This window comes from Aeromonas sp. SrichE-2G (genome assembly GCF_017939565.1).
Classification (GTDB): domain Bacteria; phylum Pseudomonadota; class Gammaproteobacteria; order Enterobacterales; family Aeromonadaceae; genus Aeromonas; species Aeromonas taiwanensis.
The window spans coordinates 26387-45557 of record NZ_JAGKRG010000049.1 but is presented as its reverse complement, the minus strand read 5'-3'; the positions used below and the strand labels follow the sequence as shown (position 1 = coordinate 45557).

13 protein-coding genes are annotated in these 19171 nt (G+C 63.8%); 9 read left to right on the top strand and 4 right to left on the bottom strand.

The window, feature by feature from the left end; all coding sequences use genetic code 11:
* Positions 1–52 precede the first annotated feature (52 nt).
* Positions 53–1645 (top strand): GGDEF domain-containing protein, encoded by a 1593-nt coding sequence (locus J9885_RS15140; protein ID WP_210549933.1) that lies wholly within the window; start codon positions 53–55, stop codon positions 1643–1645.
* Positions 1646–1855: 210 nt separating this feature from the next.
* On the opposite strand, the gene J9885_RS15130 is transcribed toward J9885_RS15140, so the two are convergent.
* Positions 1856–3409, bottom strand: a complete 1554-nt coding sequence (locus J9885_RS15130) for a PAS domain-containing methyl-accepting chemotaxis protein (protein WP_043759767.1) — start codon at positions 3407–3409, stop codon at positions 1856–1858.
* Positions 3410–3893: 484 nt separating this feature from the next.
* Here J9885_RS15130 and prpB point away from each other — a divergent pair, with 484 nt between their 5' ends.
* The 4 genes from prpB to prpF all read left to right on the top strand — a co-directional run bounded on the left by prpB (position 3894) and on the right by prpF (position 9992).
* Positions 3894–4793, top strand: coding sequence for a methylisocitrate lyase (gene prpB / locus J9885_RS15125; RefSeq protein WP_210549931.1), 900 nt, complete (start codon positions 3894–3896; stop codon positions 4791–4793).
* 72 nt (positions 4794–4865) lie between these two features.
* Positions 4866–6017 carry a 2-methylcitrate synthase gene (prpC, locus tag J9885_RS15120; protein ID WP_200872255.1) on the top strand — a complete coding sequence of 384 codons (1152 nt, stop codon included), beginning with the start codon at positions 4866–4868 and terminating at the stop codon, positions 6015–6017.
* Positions 6017–8635 carry a Fe/S-dependent 2-methylisocitrate dehydratase AcnD gene (gene acnD / locus J9885_RS15115; RefSeq protein WP_210549930.1) on the top strand — a complete coding sequence of 873 codons (2619 nt, stop codon included), beginning with the start codon at positions 6017–6019 and terminating at the stop codon, positions 8633–8635. The genes prpC and acnD overlap by 1 nt, the downstream gene beginning before the upstream one ends.
* A gap of 157 nt (positions 8636–8792) precedes the next feature.
* Positions 8793–9992, top strand: coding sequence for a 2-methylaconitate cis-trans isomerase PrpF (gene prpF, locus J9885_RS15110; RefSeq protein WP_210549929.1), 1200 nt, complete (start codon positions 8793–8795; stop codon positions 9990–9992).
* A 58-nt stretch (positions 9993–10050) separates the two neighbouring features.
* Here the strand turns inward: prpF and J9885_RS15105 are convergent, their stop codons facing one another.
* The 3 genes from J9885_RS15105 to J9885_RS15095 form a co-directional block, all read right to left on the bottom strand.
* Positions 10051–10332, bottom strand: coding sequence for a DUF6719 family protein (locus J9885_RS15105; RefSeq protein ID WP_210549928.1), 282 nt, complete (start codon positions 10330–10332; stop codon positions 10051–10053).
* Positions 10333–10476: 144 nt separating this feature from the next.
* Positions 10477–11523, bottom strand: a complete 1047-nt coding sequence (locus J9885_RS15100) for an alpha/beta hydrolase-fold protein (RefSeq protein WP_210549927.1) — start codon at positions 11521–11523, stop codon at positions 10477–10479.
* A 97-nt stretch (positions 11524–11620) separates the two neighbouring features.
* Positions 11621–13777 (bottom strand): TonB-dependent siderophore receptor, encoded by a 2157-nt coding sequence (locus tag J9885_RS15095; RefSeq protein ID WP_246876978.1) that lies wholly within the window; start codon positions 13775–13777, stop codon positions 11621–11623.
* Between the two features lie 130 nt (positions 13778–13907).
* Here J9885_RS15095 and J9885_RS15090 point away from each other — a divergent pair, with 130 nt between their 5' ends.
* The 4 genes from J9885_RS15090 (at position 13908) to J9885_RS15075 (ending at position 19167) form a co-directional block, all read left to right on the top strand.
* Entirely contained in the window at positions 13908–14819 is a 912-nt protein-coding gene (locus J9885_RS15090) for a helix-turn-helix domain-containing protein (RefSeq protein ID WP_246876977.1), read from the top strand.
* A 305-nt stretch (positions 14820–15124) separates the two neighbouring features.
* Positions 15125–16378 (top strand): anaerobic sulfatase maturase, encoded by a 1254-nt coding sequence (locus J9885_RS15085; RefSeq protein ID WP_134695647.1) that lies wholly within the window; start codon positions 15125–15127, stop codon positions 16376–16378.
* A 116-nt stretch (positions 16379–16494) separates the two neighbouring features.
* Entirely contained in the window at positions 16495–18078 is a 1584-nt protein-coding gene (locus tag J9885_RS15080; RefSeq protein WP_210549926.1) for an arylsulfatase, read from the top strand.
* Positions 18079–18510: 432 nt separating this feature from the next.
* A complete protein-coding gene (locus tag J9885_RS15075; protein WP_043759751.1) occupies positions 18511–19167 on the top strand; it encodes a Bax inhibitor-1/YccA family protein in 657 nt (218 codons plus the stop codon).
* Positions 19168–19171 lie beyond the last annotated feature (4 nt).

Here is a 19171-nt window from a genome sequence, read left to right as displayed (position 1 = left end):
AATGCGGGCCTGCTGGCCATCCCCATGGACCCTCAGCACAAGAATCGCACGAATGAGAAGATGCCTGTTTTGGCTTTTGTTGCTTGGCGCCAGCTATGCGTCGCCCCTCCTGGCCAGTGAACGCCCCCAGGCCCAGCCGGACCGGGTGGTCCTGCAACTGCGCTGGCTGCACCAGCCCCAGTTTGTGGGCTATCACATGGCCAAGGCCAAGGGGTTCTATGCCGATGCCGGACTGGATGTCGAGATCCGTCCCGGCGGCAAGGGGATCAGCCCCGTCCAGGAGGTCCTGGCCGGGCGCGCCGACTTCGGGGTCGGCAATACCGAGGTGCTGACCGGCTATGCCCGGGGAGAGCCTCTGCTGGCGCTCGCCAGCGTCTACCAGCACTCTCCGTCCATCTTCCTGGCCCGCCGCGACAGCGGCATTCTCACCGTTGCCGACATGCGTGGCAAACGGATCATGATGTTTCCCGGCCATCAGGATGCCGAACTGATGGCCACCCTCTACTATCAGGGGCTTCACGAACGCCAGCTCATCCCGGTGCCGACCTCGGTCAACATCGACGATCTCATCACGGGCAAGATAGACATCTTCAACGCCTACCTGAGCAACGAGCCCTTCTATCTGGAAGAGCGCGGTATCTCGGTCTCCGTCATCAACCCCCGCAATTACGGCGTCGACTTCTACAGCGACATCCTCTTCACCACCCAGGCACAGGAGCAGCTCAACCCGGATCGGGTGGCGCGTTTTCGAGCGGCGAGCCTGAAGGGATGGCGCTACGCCCTCGCCCACCCCGAGGAAGCCATCACCCTGCTGCGCACGGAATATGGCGTCAACCGCAGCCAAGCCCACATGGAATACGAGCTACAGATGAGCAAGGAGATGATCCAGCCGCTCTATGTGGAGATCGGGTATATGAATCCGGATCGCTTCGCCCATATCATGCAGCAGCTCGTCGAGATAGGGCTCGTGGCCAAACCGGTGGCCCTGCGCCGCTTCCTCTATCAGGTGCCGTCGGATCAGTGGATTTTCTGGCGCCCCTGGTTCCTGCTTAGCCTGGGAGTGGGCGCCCTCATCCTGCTGCTTTCCCTCTATCTGCTGCTCTGCAACAAGCGCCTGAACCGGGAGGTGGCCCTGCGCCAGCAGCGCGAGCAAGAGATACTGCAGCTGGCCCGCCTCGATCCCCTGACCGGCTTGCCAAACCGTCTCAGCCTGATGGAGCAGCTGAAGGAGCAGGTACAGAGCGCCAACCCGGGCTGCCTGCTGTTTTGCGATCTCAACGACTTCAAGCGCATCAATGACAACTTCGGCCACAGCCAGGGGGATGCCATCCTCTGCCAGCTGGCCAGACGGATCCATGATGCCATCGGCCACCAGTGCTACTTCGCCCGTCTGGCGGGGGATGAGTTCATTCTGCTGCTGCCTGCGTACACCACCCACCAGGCAGAGGAGATAGCCGAGGTGATCCGCCAGGCCATGCAGGCCCCCTTCGTGGTGAACGACCAGCCAATGCAGGTCGGGATCAGCATAGGGATCAGCCACTACCAGCATGACTGGAGCCCGGAGCAGTGGCTCATCCAGGCAGACAAGGCCATGTACTGCGACAAGAGCGGCAGCTTCATCACCCTGGCGGAACAATCCGGCTGACAGGGCAGGCAGAGCAGGCAGAGCAGGCAGCGCAGGCAGCGCAGGCAGCGCAGGCAGCGCAGGCAGCGCAGGCAGAGCAGGCAGAGCAGGCAGAGCAGGCAGAGCAGGCAGAGCAGGCAGAGCAGGCAGAGCAACTCTCACCACTGCCGCGATCCAATGCAAGAAGGCCACCCCTGGGGTGGCCTTCTTGCATGGCGGAAATGACGAAACCTAGCCGAAGGTCTGCCCCAGGGATTTGAGCTGGCACGCCTTGGTGAGCAGGATGTCGCTCGAGGCGTCCATGTCCTGCATCTTGCTGCTGTTGGTATGGGAGTGCTGGGAGATGGCGTTGACGTTGCGACTGATGTCTTCCACCACCGCCTGCTGCTGCTCGGCTGCCGCTGAAATCTGGGTCGAGAGATCCACCACCCGCTCTATCTCCGTCAGCACCTCGTGCAGGCTCTCAGATCCCTGCCGGGTCAGGGCCACGCAGGACTGGGTCTGCTGCAGGTTCTGCTGCATCATCCCTTTCCAGCTGTTCAGGGTGCGCTGGATCTGCCCTATGCTGCCCTGGATCTGCTCGGTCGCCTTGTGGGTACGAGTGGAGAGGGTACGCACCTCGTCCGCCACCACCGCGAAACCGCGCCCCTGCTCACCCGCCCGCGCCGCCTCGATGGCGGCGTTGAGCGCCAGCAGATTGGTCTGATCCGCGATCCCCTGGATCTCGTTCATCAACACCCCGATGCGATCCGACTCCTCGGCCAGCGCCACGGCGGCCGTGAAGGCGTGCTCCGCCTGGGTGGCGAGCTCGGTGACCCGCTGCTGGGTCTCTTCCAGCTGCTGGTCGGTATGCTCGCAGTGGGCCTTGGCATGGGCGATCTGGTTGTCCGTCTCCTGGATGTTGCGGGCGATCTCGTGGGCCGTCGCCGCCATCTCGGTGATGGCCGTCGCCACCTGCTGGGTCTGGATATCCTGTTCGGCGATGTCGGCGCTGGCCTCGCTGGAGGCAGTCTTGAGATGGGCCGCCAGCTCCTGCAGGGAGAGGGTCGCGTCATCCACCCGCCCAAGGACGGTACGGATCCTGGCCTGCAGCAACTTGATATGGAAGTCGGCGATGGCGCTGGGCTCATCCCCCGAATAGATGAGCCGGGTCAGGCTGTCGTACTCCTCGGCGAGCTGGCGCAGGAAACGGGGGGTGGAGAAGAGGGCATGACGGTAGAGCAGCCCCAGCCACACCAGGGGCAGCAGGGTGAACAGGGGGGCCCAGGGTCCCATCGCGTAAATGCCACCGGCAAGCATCAGCAAGAGACCGACGATGGCGAGCCCGTGGCGCATTGGGCGCAGGCTCAGCACGGCCTTGCGCTCCCCCCGCTCCACCGCCTTCAGCCTGGCGTAGGTGCGGGCGGCCACCTCCTTCATCTCGGGAACGGCGCGGCTGCGCACCGACTGGTAGCCGTTGATCCGCCCCTGCTCGAAGATGGGGGTGACATAGGCATCCACCCAGTAGTAGCGCCCATCCTTGCAACGGTTCTTCACCATGCCACGCCAGGGTTTGCCTTGCTTCAGCTTGCTCCAGAGATCGGCAAAGGCCGCCTTGGGCATGTCGGGGTGGCGCACCATGTTGTGGTGCTGGCCAATCATCTCCGCCCGGCTGTATCCCGCCACCCGGCAAAAGTTATCATTGGCATAGGTGATGACCCCCTGCAGATCCGTAGTGGAGACCAGCTGTTCATGAACGGAAAAATCCACTTCTTCGTTGACAAGATGAACCTGTTGTTTACCCATAGCGCATGCCTCTTGTGTAATGGCTCAATTAGCGTAGTCAAGCGTTTCGGCCACAACAATATGCCCCCGCAAAGAGTAGGGATGGCTGAGGGGCCTCGTCCGGTCTTGTGATGGGGGCTCAACCCTCGCCCGCCCCGCCGAGATCCTGCACCCGGATCCGTTTCTTGCCCACCTTGCCGGTGCCGGTCCCGGGGATTACCGCATAGGGTCGGGCTCCCTCGCCTCTCCCTTGAACTTGCCGTCATGGGACACCTTTCCCGCTGTCTCATCGACAACAAGCAGAGGCATCTGGCCAGCTCCGCCCGGGGCATGGATAGATAGCTTATTGAATTACCTGGATTAATAAGAGAGGAAGGCCCTCACGCCCACAGGCGGACGGGCCTTGGACCTAAGCATAATTGACGTTAACGTAAACGTAGTGTGAGATGGTGGTATTCACAGCCAGTATCCACAGCCACACATGAACACCATGACAGGAGTCACCATGTCCAACCTCTCCCCCTCGGCCGGGACGCGTTTTCGCACTGCCCTGGCCAACGAGAAGCCCCTGCAGATCGTCGGCACCATCAATGCCTACATGGCGCTGATGGCCGAGCGCAGCGGCTTCAAGGCCCTCTACCTCTCCGGTGCCGGGGTGGCCAACGCCTCCTATGGCCTGCCGGATCTCGGCATGACCTCCATGAACGACGTGCTGATCGATGCCGAACGCATCACCGCCGCCACCCGGGTACCGCTTCTGGTGGACATCGACACCGGCTGGGGGGGCGCCTTCAACATCGCCCGCACCATCCGCGCCTTCGAGCGCGCCGGGGTGGCTGCCGTGCACATGGAAGATCAGGTGGCCCAGAAGCGCTGCGGCCACAGACCCAACAAGGCCGTGGTCTCCACCGCAGAGATGGTGGACAGGATCAAGGCGGCGGTGGATGCCCGCCAGGACGAGAGCTTCGTCATCATGGCCCGCACCGACGCTCTGGCGGTGGAGGGGCTGGGGTCGGCCCTGGAGCGCGCCGCCGCCTATGCAGAAGCCGGCGCCGACATGATCTTCGCCGAGGCGGTCACCGAGCTGGACCAGTACGACCGCTTCAAGCAGGTCGCCGGGGTGCCGATCCTCGCGAACATGACCGAATTCGGCAAGACAGAGCTGTTTGACAAGGATCTGCTCGCGGCCCACGGCGTCGACATGGTGCTCTACCCCCTGAGCGCCGCCCGCGCCGCCAACCAGGCCGCCCTCAACGTCTATCAGACGCTTCGCCGTGACGGCCACCAGCGGGCCGTGGTCAACACCATGCAGACCCGGGAGTCCCTCTACGACTTCCTCGGCTACCACCACTACGAACAGACGCTGGACAGACTGTTCACCCAGGACCCGTCGACCAAGGAATAACCGACCATCGGCTGCCCATGCCGGCGGCCGGTGCCTCAACGGACTGAATCAAGGAGATATGTGATGAGCGCCATTTCTGAAACCACCGCCGGCTTCAAGCCGAAGAAATCCGTCGCCCTCTCCGGCACCCCCGCCGGCAACACCGCCCTGTGTACCGTGGGCCTCTCCGGCAACGATCTGCACTACCGCGGCTACGACATCCTGGACGTGGCCACCAGCTGCGAGTTCGAGGAGATAGCCCACTTGCTGGTGCACGGGCACCTGCCCAACGTGGCGGAGCTCGCCGCCTACAAGGCCAAACTCAAGGCCCTGCGCGGCCTGCCCACCGGGGTCAGAACCGCCCTGGAGCAGTTGCCTCCCTCCGCCCACCCCATGGACGTGATGCGCACCGCCGTCTCTGTGCTCGGGTGCCTCGCCCCGGAGAAGGACGATCACAACCACCCGGGCGCCCGGGACATCGCCGACAAGCTGATGGCGAGCCTGGGCTCAGTGCTGCTCTACTGGTATCACTTCAGCCACAACGGCAAGCGCATCGAAGTGGAGACAGACGACGACTCCATCGGCGGCCACTTCCTGCACCTGCTGCACGGTGAGAAGCCGCGCCACTCCTGGGTGCGCGCCATGCACACCTCCCTAATCCTCTACGCCGAGCACGAGTTCAACGCCTCCACCTTCACCGGCCGTGTCATCGCCGGCACCGGCTCCGACATGTACTCCTGCGTCACCGGCGCCATCGGCGCCCTGCGCGGGCCCAAGCACGGCGGTGCCAACGAGGTGGCCTTCGAGATCCAGAAGCGCTATGAGAACCCGGCCGAGGCGGAGGCGGACATCCGCGCCCGCATCGAGAGAAAAGAGGTCATCATCGGCTTCGGCCACCCGGTCTACACCATCTCCGATCCCCGCAACAAGGTGATCAAGCAGGTGGCGAAGGAGCTCGCCGAGGAGCAGGGCAGCACCAAGATGTTCGACATCGCCGAACGCCTCGAGGCCGTGATGTGGGATGCCAAGAAGATGTTCCCGAACCTCGACTGGTTCAGCGCCGTCAGCTACCACATGATGGGGGTGCCCACCGCCATGTTCACCCCGCTGTTCGTCATCGCCCGCACCGCCGGCTGGTCGGCCCACGTCATCGAGCAGCGCATCGACGGCAAGATCATTCGCCCGAGCGCCAACTACGTCGGCCCGGAAGATCTGGCCTTCGTGCCGCTCAAGGAGCGCAAGTGATGATCAACCATCAATATCGCAAGCCCCTGCCCGGCACGGCTCTGGACTACTTCGACGCCCGTGAGGCGGTCGACGCCATCGCCCCCGGCAGCTGGGACCGGCTCTCCTACACCGCCCGCGTGCACGCCGAGAACCTGGTGCGCCGGTGCGATCCGGCCATTCTCACCGAGTGCCTCGGCCAGATAGTGCACGGCAAGCGCGATCGGGACTTCCCCTGGTTCCCGGCCCGGGTGGTCTGCCACGACATCCTGGGGCAGACCGCCCTGGTGGACCTCGCGGGCCTGCGCGATGCCATCGCCGATCAGGGGGGCGATCCCGCCCAGGTCAACCCCGTGGTGCCGGTGCAGCTCATCGTCGACCATTCCCTGGCCGTGGAGTGCGGCGGCTTCGACCCCGATGCGTTCGAGAAGAACCGCGCCATCGAGGATCGCCGCAACGAGGATCGCTTCCACTTCATCAACTGGACCAGGCAGGCGTTCAAGAACATCGAGGTGATCCCGCCGGGCAACGGCATCATGCACCAGATCAACCTGGAGAAGATGTCCCCCGTCATCCACGCGGACCACGGTATTGCCTACCCCGACACCTGCGTCGGCACCGACAGCCACACCCCCCACGTGGACGCCCTCGGTGTCATCGCGGTCGGGGTGGGCGGGCTGGAGGCCGAGAACGTCATGCTGGGCCGCGCCTCCTGGATGCGGCTGCCGGAGATCGTCGGCGTGGAACTGACTGGCAAGCCGCAGCCCGGCATCACCGCCACCGACCTGGTGCTCTCCCTCACCGAATTTTTGCGCAAGGAGAAGGTGGTCGGCGCCTATCTGGAGTTTCGCGGCGAAGGCGCCGCGGCCCTGACCCTCGGCGATCGGGCGACCATCTCCAACATGGCGCCGGAATACGGCGCCACCGCGGCCATGTTCTTCATCGACCAGCAGACCCTCGACTACCTCAAACTCACCGGCCGCGATGACGACCAGGTGAAACTGGTGGAGACCTACGCCAGGGAGGCGGGCCTCTGGGCCGACGCCCTGGCGGGCGCCCAGTACGAGCGCGTGCTGCACTTCGACCTGTCGAGCGTGGTGCGTACCCTGGCCGGCCCCTCCAACCCCCATCGCCGCCTGCCGGTGGCCGAACTCGCCACGCGGGGCATCGCCGTGGGTCTGGACAAGGCCCGCGCCCAGGAGGCGGACGGCCTGCTGCCGGATGGCGCCGTCATCATCGCCGCCATCACCAGCTGCACCAACACCAGCAACCCGCGCAACGTGATTGCGGCGGGCCTGCTGGCGCGCAACGCCAACCGGCTCGGCCTGATGCGCAAGCCCTGGGTCAAGTCGTCCCTGGCGCCCGGCTCCAAGACAGTGGCGCTTTACCTGAAAGAGGCGGGGCTGGACAGCGAGCTTGAGCGGCTCGGCTTTGGCGTCGTGGCCTTCGCCTGCACCACCTGCAATGGCATGTCCGGCGCCCTGGATCCCGCCATCCAGCAGGAGATCATCGACCGGGATCTCTACGCCACGGCGGTGCTGTCGGGCAATCGCAACTTCGACGGCCGCATCCACCCCTATGCCAAGCAGGCGTTCCTCGCCTCCCCGCCCCTGGTGGTGGCCTATGCCATCGCCGGCACCATCCGCTTCGACATCGAGAAGGATGTGCTGGGGGTGGTGGACGGCAAGGAGGTGCGCCTCAAGGACATCTGGCCATCGGATGAAGAGATCGACGCCGTGGTCAAGGCCTCGGTGAAGCCGTCCCAGTTCCGCCAGGTCTATATCCCCATGTTCACCCTCGAGGAAGATCACGGACCGAAAGTGGCGCCTCTGTACGACTGGCGCCCCCAAAGCACCTATATCCGTCGTCCCCCTTACTGGGAGGGGGCCCTGGCCGGTGAGCGCACCCTGCGCGGCATGCGGCCCCTGGCGGTGTTGCCGGACAACATCACCACCGATCACCTCTCCCCCTCCAACGCCATACTGCGCAGCAGCGCGGCGGGAGAATACCTGGCGAAGATGGGCCTGCCGGAGGAGGACTTCAACTCCTATGCCACCCACCGCGGCGATCATTTGACCGCCCAGCGCGCCACCTTCGCCAACCCCCAGCTCGTCAACGAGATGGCGGTGGTGAACGGCGCGGTGAAGAAGGGGTCCCTCGCCCGCGTCGAGCCGGACGGCCGGGTGATGCGGATGTGGGAGGCCATCGAAACCTACATGGCGCGCAAGCAGCCCCTCATCATCGTCGCCGGCGCCGACTACGGTCAGGGCTCGTCCCGTGACTGGGCGGCCAAGGGGGTGCGGCTCGCCGGGGTGGAGGTGATAGCGGCGGAAGGCTTCGAGCGCATTCACCGCACCAACCTGATCGGCATGGGGGTGTTGCCGCTCGAGTTCAAGCCGGGCACCACCCGCTTGACCCTGGGGCTGGACGGCACCGAGATCTATGATGTGGTGGGGATGCGCCAGCCCCGCGCCGATCTCACGCTGGTCATTCGCCGCCAGAGCGGCGAGGTGGTCGAGGTACCCATGACCTGCCGCCTCGACACCGCCGAGGAGGTCGCGGTCTACGAGGCGGGCGGTGTGCTGCAACGCTTCGCCCAGGACTTCCTGGCGTCGACAGCGCACAAGGCCGCAAGCTAACTCGCAACCCCGCTCCGCCCCTTTGAAAAAGGGGAAGGCGTAAAAGCACCCTCTCCCTTTGGGGGAGGGTTGGGGTGAGGGGAAATCCCCTCATCCGCCCTTCGGGCACCGTCTCCCAGAGGGAGAAGGAACTATGACTCTTCTCAGGACATTCTCTATGGCCCACACACCACAAGTCAGAATCCCGGCCACCTACCTGCGCGGCGGCACCAGCAAGGGGGTCTTCTTCCGGCTGCAGGACCTGCCCGAACGCTGCCAGGTGCCGGGCCCGGCCCGGGACGCGCTCTTCCTGCGCGTCATCGGCAGCCCCGACCCCTACGGCGCCCACATCGACGGCATGGGGGGAGCCACCTCCTCCACCTCCAAGTGCGTGATCCTCTCCAGGAGCAGCCAGCCCGATCACGACGTGGACTACCTCTACGGTCAGGTCGCCATCGACAAGGAGTTCGTCGACTGGAGCGGCAACTGCGGCAACCTCTCCACCGGCGCCGGCGCCTTCGCCATCCACGCGGGCCTGGTGGATCCCGCCCGCATCCCGGACAACGGCACCTGCGTGGTGCGGATCTGGCAGGCCAATATTGGCAAAACCATCCTCGCCCAGGTGCCGGTGAGCAACGGCCAGGTGCAGGAGACAGGAGACTTCGAGCTGGACGGCGTCACCTTCCCCGCCGCCGAGATCGTGCTGGAGTTTCTCGACCCCTCCGATGACGGCGAGGAGGGCGGTGCCCTCTTCCCCACCGGCAATCTGGTGGACGAGCTGGAGGTGCCCGCGTCTGTTGTAAAGAGCGGCGTGCTGAAGGCGACCCTGATCAGCGCCGGCATCCCCACCGTCTTCGTCAATGCCGAGGAGATTGGCTATACGGGCACGGAGCTTCGCGAGCAGATCAACACGGATCCCGAGGCTCTGGCCCGCTTCGAGGCGATCCGCATCGCCGGGGCCCTGCGCATGGGGCTGATCAAGACCGCAGAAGAGGCGGCTACCCGCCAGCACACCCCGAAAATTGCCTTCGTCGCGCCGGCGAAGGATTACCGCACCGCCAGCGGCAAGGAGATTATTGCTGGCGAGATAGATCTGCTGGTGCGGGCCCTCTCCATGGGCAAGCTGCACCACGCCATGATGGGCACCTGCGCCGTGGCCATCGGCACGGCGGCGGCCATCCCGGGCACCCTCGTCAACCAGGCGGCTGGGGGCGGCGAGCGGGAGGCGGTGCGCTTCGGCCATCCGTCCGGCACCCTGAGGGTCGGGGCCCAGGCGCGGCAGCTGGCGGGGGAGTGGACGGTCACCAAGGCGGTGATGTCCCGCTCTGCCCGCATCCTGATGGAGGGCTGGGTGCGCGTGCCGGGGGATGCCTTCTAGCCCGGCAAGCCTCCCCCTGGAGACGAACAAGCCCGGGCGCGCGCCCGGGCTTGTTTTTTTAAATCCCTGTCCACCACTCCCCTTCTTGTTGTGGGCGTGGCACGCATTCCACCTTGCGCGGGATGTTCTGCTTCGCATCCCCGCCGATGAGCCGCTTCACCTGGCCCGCCGGACACCGGTCATCATCCACATAGACCGTCTCCCCGTGGGGCAGCCTGCCGGGGGGCGGATCCTGGCTCAGATAGGTGATGGGCACGGGCGCGAGCACGCTGCACCCCGACATCAGGAGTGCGCCACACCAGAGTGCCAGCACGCCTCCCCTCTTTCCTGCAACCGCCATAGCTCACTCCCTGCCTCTGTCGGGGGGCCGACCCGGCGCCCCTTGTCCCGGCAGTGTACCCAGCGTCGCCCCCGGGCCGACACCCGCGCCCGGCGGTGCTGTGACGATTCCAGACACAGGCAGAAAGCACCCGGCCCCGGCCCTTCACTGCTCGGGCCCGTAGTAGTGGGCCAGCAGGGCATCGACCTCGGCCACGGGGATCGCCATCTGCGGCCAGCGCGCGGCCTTCTCCCTGATGTCCCTCAGGCTCCCCAGCTCAGGGCGCAGTGCACCGCCGAGGTGGCGGTTCAGGGCATCAAAGCGGGCGATCACCGCCTGCCGGCTGAAGAGCTCGGGCGCCAGATCCAGCCGGTAGCCCCGAAACAGCCACTGCAACCCCTGATAGACGGCGGGGTGGTAGACGCTGTGGTGATCCTCCTCCTCGAAGTAGCGGCTGGTGACGTGCAGGTTCGGGCCGGGAGCTCCCACCACCTGCCGGGCAAACTGCTGCAGGCGATCCCGGTGAAACGCCGAGCGCCCGAATCCCGGGGTGAAGGGGTTGTTGGCCACCGCGATAAACAGCGAGGAGGCGTGCCTGAGCGGCCCGGTCAACCCCTTCGCGATACGCTGCTCGTTGTGGGGATAGTCGAACCAGAGGCTGGCGTCGATGGCGATCACCCCCTGGAACTGGCCGCCATCCCGCGCCTGTGCATCGAGCGCCAGCAGCCCGCCGAGGGAGTGGCCCACCAGCAGGGCCGGCGCCTGGGTCCGGAACCTCTCCTCGATGAGGGGGTGCAGCTCCTCGCTCAGATAGCGCAGGAACCGGGGGCCGCCCCCCGTCACGGCATAGCCTGGCCCCGCCGGTGCCCCATTGGGCAAGGTCATGGTGTGGCTCGGGGTGTAATCCCGCATCCGGTCGGTGTTGTGCACCGCGACGATGATGAGGGGGGGGATCGCCGGATTGAGCCCGGCCCGCAGGGCCCGGGTGATGCCGGCGACCTCCAACAGGCTCTTCTCCCCATCGAGCAGATAGAGCACGGGGAAGCGCGCCCCGGGCTCGCGTTCATATTCCTGGGGCAGAGAGACGCTGTATTGCCGCGTCTCCTCCAGCAGGGTCGAATGATGGGTGAAGCGCTGGGCGTAGTGGAGCATGTCTGCGTGGGCAGAAGAGAGTGTGATCATGGTGAGCAGCAGGGTGATGAGTCTTGTCATTGGATGAACCAGAGTCGTGTCGCCAGCCTTGGGGATCCCGCGCCGGGCGGCACACAGAGAAGGCAGCAGGGCCCGCAGGCCCTGCTGTCGTCGGTCGTTACAGCTTGTAGGTGAAGCCTGCCATCAGGTTCGCCGGCTCGCCGTACATGTTGAAGGTGCTGGTGGAGCCGACCCGGTAGAAGTACTCGCGATCCAAGAGGTTGTAGAGGTTCAGGGTCGCCTGCATCCTGTCGTTGATCTCGTAACGCACCGCCGCATCGAACAGGGCATAGCCCCCCTGGTGGGTCTCGACTCCCTTCTGGTTGAAGCCGTAGTCGCTCACCGCCGTCATCCCGGCCCCAAGGTGCAGCCCCTGCACCCAGTCGGCCAGGTGGTAGTCGGTCCAGAGTGAGAGAGCGTGACGGGGGATGGTGTCGAATTTCGGGTTGTGATCCCCCGCCTTCTCCTCGATGTCGGTGAAGGTATAGCCGGCCATCACCATCCAGTTCTGGCTGAGGTAGCCGCTCGCCTCCAGCTCCACCCCTTGTGTCTCCACCTTGCCGGTCGCCCAGTAGGTATTGGTGATGGCGATGCCCTGATCGTCGTAGGCCTGGGCAGCGATGTTGTCGTCCTTCATCAGGAAGAGGGTCGCCCGGGTGTTGAGCAGGCCGTCCTGCAGCGAGGACTTGATGCCGGTCTCCCACTGGCTGCCCTCCCGGGGCTTGAGCATGTTGCCGCTCTCGTCCTGACTGGTCTGGGGCTTGAACACCTTGGAGTAGCTGGCATACCAGGCGTGCTCGTCGCTCAGGTCATAGACGGCGCCCGCGTAAGGGGTGAACTTGCCATTGAACGCGGCGGACTCGCCGCTCTGGGCCCCCGAGCTCAGGGTGGTGCTGACGACATCCAGATCGTACCAGGAGACGCGAGCCCCGGTGATCACCGCGAGCGGCTCCATCAACCGCCAGGTCACCTTGCCATAAAGGCCCAGCTCGGATTGCTCCTCGTGATCGTTCTTGGTGTAGCTGTAGGTCGGTTTGGCGACCGTGGTCGGATCGAAGTCGAACACGTTGATCTTGCCGAGGTTGCGGTTGGTGTAGGTCTGGATATCCGACTCATAACGCTTGTAGTCAGAGCCCAGCACGAACTCGCTCTTGTGGCCAAACAAGCCAAACATCTGGCTGTAGTTGGCATCGAAGGCCATGTCCTTCTGCTGGTTCCCCTGACCGTTGAACATCAGCCCGGTGTTACCCGCCGCGTCAACGGGACCGTTGGTGAAGGTCTGCTCCAGCCTCATGTCGTGATCCATGTAGCGGGCCGAGACCTGGCCGACCCCGCCGTTGGCGAAGGCATGCTGCAGCGAAGCCCCCACATCCGTGGTGTCGGCGTCGAAGAAGTCCTCGTCCGAGCCCAGGTAGGTGCTGCGGCCAATGTCGAGTTGGGTGCCGTCCTTGTACGCCGGCAGGCCGTTGGTCGGCAGGATGTCCTTGGTCTGGTGCAGGGCGTAGACGGAGAGGCGGGTACGATCCGAGAGATCGAACTCCAGGGTGCCGTAGTAGGTGCCGTTGTCGTTGTTGTTGTAGTCCACCTGGTTCTTGATGTCGGCGTTGGCTACCACGACGCGACCGCGCATTGAGCCCTCGTCGTTGAGTGCGCCCCCCATGTCCGCCTCCAGGTAGTGCCTGTCCCAGCTGCCATAGCGCGCCGTGACCGAGCCCTTGAAGACGTCGGTCGGACGCTTGAGCACCATGTTGATCACGCCCCCCAGCTCGCTGGTGCTGTTGAAGAGGCCGGAGGGGCCGCGCATGATCTCCACCCGATCCACCGCAGCCAGCGACGGCAGGGTGCCGTACTTGCTCTGCATGGGCGACGGCAGGCCGTTGAGGTTCACCTCGTCGTATTCATAACCGCGGGAGAAGATGGAGGAGCGGCCGCTGTCGTTGACCAGGGTGCGCAGACCCGGCGTGTACTTGGCCAGATCGTCCACCGCCACGAAGTTGCGCTCCTCGATGTAGTCGTTGGTCAGCACGCTGATCGACTGGGGGATGTCTTTGAGGGCCGCCGGCGTCTTGGTGCCGACGGTGGCCGAGTCGACCCCATAGCCTCCCGTCTCCTCCGACGGCGACATCCCGTAGAGCGGGTTGCCATAGACGACCAGGGTTTCATCCGGGCTGATGTCCGGTGTTTGTGCCACGGCCGGAGCGGCAAGGGTGACGGCCAGAGCGGCAGAGACGGCCAGAGCCAGCGGGCTTAACGCTTTATCCTTCAAGACAACCATAGTAAGAGTGACCCCAAGATAGAGATGATAATCATTTTCATTTAATTTTCCGGGGGCTAATATATCACTCCATCTTCCGCCGCAGTTTTGCGGTGTGGTCATTTCACTCTTCGACATGGTCAAATTGCACATGACTGACACAGTGGCAAGGGATACCAGCGCGCGCCAACGGGGCCGCTTCACCGGCAGGGTGGAGAACCTGGTGATCCAGGAGGGTCTTCGCTTTCACAACAAGGACATCGTTCACAAGGCCGACTTCGCCACCGAGCGGGAGCTGCCGCCCCAGCTGATCATCGCCATTCCCCTCGAGAGCCGGGCCCTGATGACCTATGGTGCCATTCACCGGCTCAAGGGGTGCCGCTTCCACGAGTCCGATCCCATAGTGGCGACCGCCATCCTCTACACCGAGCCCGACATCGTGCAGGGGGCAGCCAGGGCCCAGGTGCGCAGCCGCAGCATCGTCCTCTCCCTGGACCACGCCTGGCTCGCCCACAACCTGGCACAGGATCATCGCAAGTGTTTCGCACAGACCTTCAGCCGCCATCTGAGCCGCTTCGACTGGCCCCTGCCCCCACCACTGGGGCAGATTGCGGAAGCGCTCAACCTCACCAGCAGCCAGAACGCCCCCGAAATGTTGATGCGCAAGGCCTTTGCCCTCAGCGTGTGGGAGAGCCTGATGACCAACCTCAAGCAGGCCACCTCCCCCTCCTGCCTGCGCCAGAACGACCAGCCGACACGGCTGAAGATGCTGCTCAGGGATGACAGGGTGGACAAGATGACCCTGGCCGACATCGCGGGCACCCTTGGCATGAGCATCTCCACCCTGCAGAGGGCCGCGAGAAAAGAGCTCGGCATGAGCCTGCAGCGCTACCTGCGCGTGCGAAAACTGCAGGAGGCACGGGCCAGGCTGGAGGAGCGCAGCCTCTCCCTGCAAGGCGCCGCCGCCCACGCCGGCTATGACCATGTGGCGAACTTCATCACGGCGTTTCGAAAACAGTTCGGCTTCTCACCGATGCGGATCGCCAGACAGCGCGAAGAGTAGTACATCGCCTTCCCCCACCCCCACCCGCCGGTGATGTGACGATTCCAGACACAGGAAAACACCTGCGGATACTTTTTTGCGCCTCCCGAACCTGGCACCTGCAACCCGCATCGGGCAGAGAGTGCCGCAGCCCCTGCCGCATCCCTGCCTGACACACGCCATCAGAGGAGTCAGGCTCCGGGGCTGAGGAGACGCTTCCCCCGTGAAACCAGCGTCATGCGAGGCACTTTTTGTGCTGACCATAGCTATGAAAATCAGAACGTTAGGTTTACATTGGTACAATCGACTCTTCCCGGAACGAGTGCATGAGGATACCTGTACTGAATCTGCCCCCCTTGCCTGCGGGGCGCCATTACCGTTTTCACGCCATGGTCAAACCGGGTGGTGCCCGCTGCAACATCGATTGCGATTACTGCTTCTATCTGCACAAGACGGAGCTGCTGGAACACTCTCAGCACAGCCAGATGAGCGAGTCGACGCTGGAGCAACACATCCGCCAGTACATCGAGGCACAAACCGGGAACGAGGTGGTGTTCTCGTGGCAGGGGGGCGAGCCGACCCTGATGGGGCTGCCCTTCTTCGAGCGGATCGTCGCCCTGCAAGCCCGATATGCCAAGCCGGGGCAACGCATCGCCAACGATCTGCAGACCAACGGCATCGCACTGGATGATCGCTGGATTGCCTTCCTGCGCCAGCACGACTTTCACGTCGGCCTCTCCATCGATGGCCCGCAGGCACTGCACGATGCCTATCGCAAGACCCGCAGCGGCAAGTCCACCTTCGAGCAGGTCATGGCCGCAGCCACCCGCCTGAGGGAGGCGAACATTCCCTTTGCGGCCCTGTGCGTGGTCAACCGCCTCAATGCCCTGCACCCGAAAGAGGTGTACCGTTTTCTGGTCGATGAGGTCGGGACCTGGCGGGTGCAGTTCACCCCTGCGGTCGAACCCAAGCTCTATCGCCAGACCGCGCCAGCCAAGCTGGCTCCCGGCTTGATGCCGGACTATGGCACCGCCGAGGCGCGCCCCGGTCATCCCCTCTCCATCGTGACGGAATGGTCCGTCGACCCCGATGACTATGGCGCCTTTCTCATCGGTGTCTGGGAGGAGTGGAAACGGCAGGATCTGGGTCGGGTACACGTCAATCTGTTTGAGACCCTGATTGCCCAGGCCGCCGGTCAGCCCGGCCAGACCTGCACCCAGTCGGAGTTCTGTGGCAAGGCCGTGGCCGTGGAGCACGACGGGGAGGTCTTCTCCTGCGATCACTTCGTCTATCCCGAATACCGCCTCGGCAACCTGCATCAGACCCATCTCGGCGATCTCGCTTTTTCAGTGCCCCAGCAAACATTTGGTCTCGCCAAGCGCGATACCCTGCCCACCCAATGCCGCCAGTGTGACTACCTGAGGCTGTGTTGGGGGGAGTGCCCAAAAAATCGTCTGATAAAAAGTCAAGAAGGTGAGGCAGGTCTCAACTATCTCTGCAGCGGACTCTATCGTTTCTATGATCACGTGGGGCCCGATGTCGTCCATCTCCTGACCAGAATGGGCTACCTGCAATCATGAATGGGTCAGCATCGCCCATGGCTGCCCACCCACCGCCTTCCGAAAAGAGGTCAGGAAGCCATCCGTTACACGTTGAGCATTACTGTTGTCTGGCATAAGCACATATGAGTAAGAAGATGAAGAAAACCATCCTCGCGACGGCCTTGCTGGCCGCCTTTGGCGGCATCCCCGCCTTGCAGGCGGCGGAAGCAGCCCAGCCGAACATCCTGGTCATCTTTGGTGATGACATCGGCTGGCAGAACGTCAGTGCCTACGGAATGGGCACCATGGGATACCGTACCCCCAACATCGACAGCATTGGCCAGCAAGGGGCCATCTTTACCGATCACTATGCCCAGCCAAGCTCCACGGCCGGACGCGCAGCCTTCATCACCGGCCAGTATCCGATCCGTTCGGGGATGACCACCGTCAGCATGCCGGGCGGCGCGCTGGGCCTGAAGGCCGAGTCCCCGTCCCTCGCTGAAGTACTGAAAGCCCAGGGTTACAGCACCGGCCAGTTCGGCAAGAACCACCTGGGCGATCGCAACTTCGCCCTGCCCACGGCGCACGGCTTCGACGAGTTCTTCGGCAACCTCTACCACCTCAATACCCAGGAAGAGTCCGAACAACGGGACTATCAGAACTTTGCCAAGGCCTATGCCGGATCAGCCGAGAAGTATGACGAGAAGTTCGGCACACGTGGTGTGCTGCACTGCTACGCCAGCGGCACCGAAGACAAGACGGTCGAACCGCGCTTTGGCGAAGTCGGCAAGCAGAAGTGTACCGATACGGGCCCGCTGACCCAGGAGCGGATGAAAGATTTCGACGGCAAGGAGGTCATTCCGGCCACCTTCAAGTTCATCGACAAGGCCAAGTCGGATGGGAAACCCTTCTTCGTCTGGCTGAACACCAGCCGCATGCACCTCTATACCCGACTCAACGACAAGTGGCGCTATGCCGCCGAGAAGTACACGAGCGAGTACGATTTGCACGGCAGCGGCATGCTGCAGCATGACCACGACATCGGGGTCGTGCTCGATTACCTCAAGCAGAACGGTCTGGACAAGAACACCATCGTCATCTACACCACCGACAACGGTCCGGAGCACTCCTCCTGGCCGCACGGTGCCACCACCCCCTTCCGCGGCGAGAAGATGACCACCTACGAAGGCGGCGTACGGGTGCCCATGATGGCACGCTGGCCCGATCACATCCCGGCCGGTGAGGTGCTCAATGGCATCCAGGGTCACCAGGATCTGTTCACCACCCTCTCCGCGGCCGCCGGCGTGAAAAACGTGGCCGATGACATGATGAAGCAGAAGAAACAGTACATCGATGGCATCAACAACCTCGACTACTGGACTGGCCAATCCAAAGAGTCCAAACGCAACTCCATCCTCTACTACTACGAGGACAAGCTCACCGCCGTGCGCATGGGACAGTGGAAGTTCCACTTCTCCACCAAGGAGGATTACTACGCCAACGTCGTGCCGCTCACCGTGCCCAAGATTTACAACCTGCGGGCCGATCCGTTCGAGAGCTATGACACGATTGATGCCCAGGGTCACCTGATGCAGAAGATGTCCTGGTTGCTGGCCCCCGTCAGCGAAGTGGTTGCCCAGCACGTCAAGACCCTGAAGGACTACCCGCCGGTACAGGGTGGCACCAGCTTCGACATGTCCAACATCATCGCGGACACCATCCAGAAAGGTCCGCAATAATCCCCGACGTCATACCCCCCAAGAGCCGGCGTTGCCGGCTCTTATCTTTCCTGATATCGGTATTGGCCCCCGCCCTCCCCACAGAGGCGCCCCCGGTCCTCACTGCCGGATACGCGGTGAGCGTTGCCCAGAAAACGGGATCCTGATCCCACCGCCCAGGGCAAGAGGATGGCACTTCTGGAGGCTTGTCCGTTGCCGTTTTCAAGGCCGGGACCCTGATCTGCACGGCCCTCATCCGGGCACTCTGCCGAGCACTCTGCCGGCGGCGACAACACCTTGTTCATGCGCAATACATCTTTGCTCTGGAATAGTGGGTCCCATACAGGTGGAGAGGCGCTTGAAAACAGCGCTCGTCATCCACACATTCAGTGCATACAATGCGTTAACGAGGCGGGCTCTGCCGCTTCTCCCGGAAATCAAGAGGACATCAAGATGGATACCCGTTCTATCTACACTGGCACCCAGGGTGCCGTGCGCGACACCAACAAGGTGCTGCGCAACACCTATATGCTGCTCTCCCTCACTCTTGGCTTCTCCGCCGTGGTAGCCGGGGTAGCGACCGTGATGAACCTGCCGCCCCTGCACTGGGCCGTGTTCCTCATCGGGGTCTACGGTCTGATGTTCCTGACCGAAAAGAACCGCGACAACGGCATGGGCCTGGTGTTCACCTTCGCCCTGACCGGCCTGCTGGGCTACAGCCTGGGCCCCATCATCAACATGTACATGAACAACGGCGGCGGCGAGATCGTGATGACGGCCCTCGGCGGCACCGCGCTCACCTTCTTCGGTCTGTCGGCCTATGCCCTGACCACCAAGCGTGACCTCTCCTTCATCGGCGGCATGCTGTTCGTCGGCTTCTGGGTGCTGCTGGTGGCCATGATTGCCAACATCTTCCTGCAGATGAGCGCCCTGAGCCTGGCCCTGTCCGCCATGTTCATGCTGTTCTCCTCCGGCGCCATCCTGCTGACCACCCAGCAGATCGTGCGCGGCGGCGAGACCAACTACATCTCCGCCACCGTCACCCTGTATGTCTCCATCTACAACATCTTCCTGAGCCTGCTGAGCCTCCTGGGCGGCAACCGCAACTGATGGA

Bases quoted from the DNA above. Each gene is read 5' to 3' on its own strand.
- J9885_RS15140 (WP_210549933.1), top strand. From the start codon at position 53: ATGAGAAGATGCCTGTTTTGGCTTTTGTTGCTTGGCGCCAGCTATGCG.
- J9885_RS15130 (WP_043759767.1), bottom strand. From the start codon at position 3,409: ATGGGTAAACAACAGGTTCATCTTGTCAACGAAGAAGTGGATTTTTCC.
- prpB (WP_210549931.1), top strand. From the start codon at position 3,894: ATGTCCAACCTCTCCCCCTCGGCCGGGACGCGTTTTCGCACTGCCCTG.
- acnD (WP_210549930.1), top strand. From the start codon at position 6,017: ATGATCAACCATCAATATCGCAAGCCCCTGCCCGGCACGGCTCTGGAC.
- prpF (WP_210549929.1), top strand. From the start codon at position 8,793: ATGGCCCACACACCACAAGTCAGAATCCCGGCCACCTACCTGCGCGGC.
- J9885_RS15105 (WP_210549928.1), bottom strand. From the start codon at position 10,332: ATGGCGGTTGCAGGAAAGAGGGGAGGCGTGCTGGCACTCTGGTGTGGC.
- J9885_RS15100 (WP_210549927.1), bottom strand. From the start codon at position 11,523: ATGACAAGACTCATCACCCTGCTGCTCACCATGATCACACTCTCTTCT.
- J9885_RS15095 (WP_246876978.1), bottom strand. From the start codon at position 13,777: ATGGTTGTCTTGAAGGATAAAGCGTTAAGCCCGCTGGCTCTGGCCGTC.
- J9885_RS15090 (WP_246876977.1), top strand. From the start codon at position 13,908: ATGACTGACACAGTGGCAAGGGATACCAGCGCGCGCCAACGGGGCCGC.
- J9885_RS15085 (WP_134695647.1), top strand. From the start codon at position 15,125: ATGAGGATACCTGTACTGAATCTGCCCCCCTTGCCTGCGGGGCGCCAT.
- J9885_RS15080 (WP_210549926.1), top strand. From the start codon at position 16,495: ATGAAGAAAACCATCCTCGCGACGGCCTTGCTGGCCGCCTTTGGCGGC.
- J9885_RS15075 (WP_043759751.1), top strand. From the start codon at position 18,511: ATGGATACCCGTTCTATCTACACTGGCACCCAGGGTGCCGTGCGCGAC.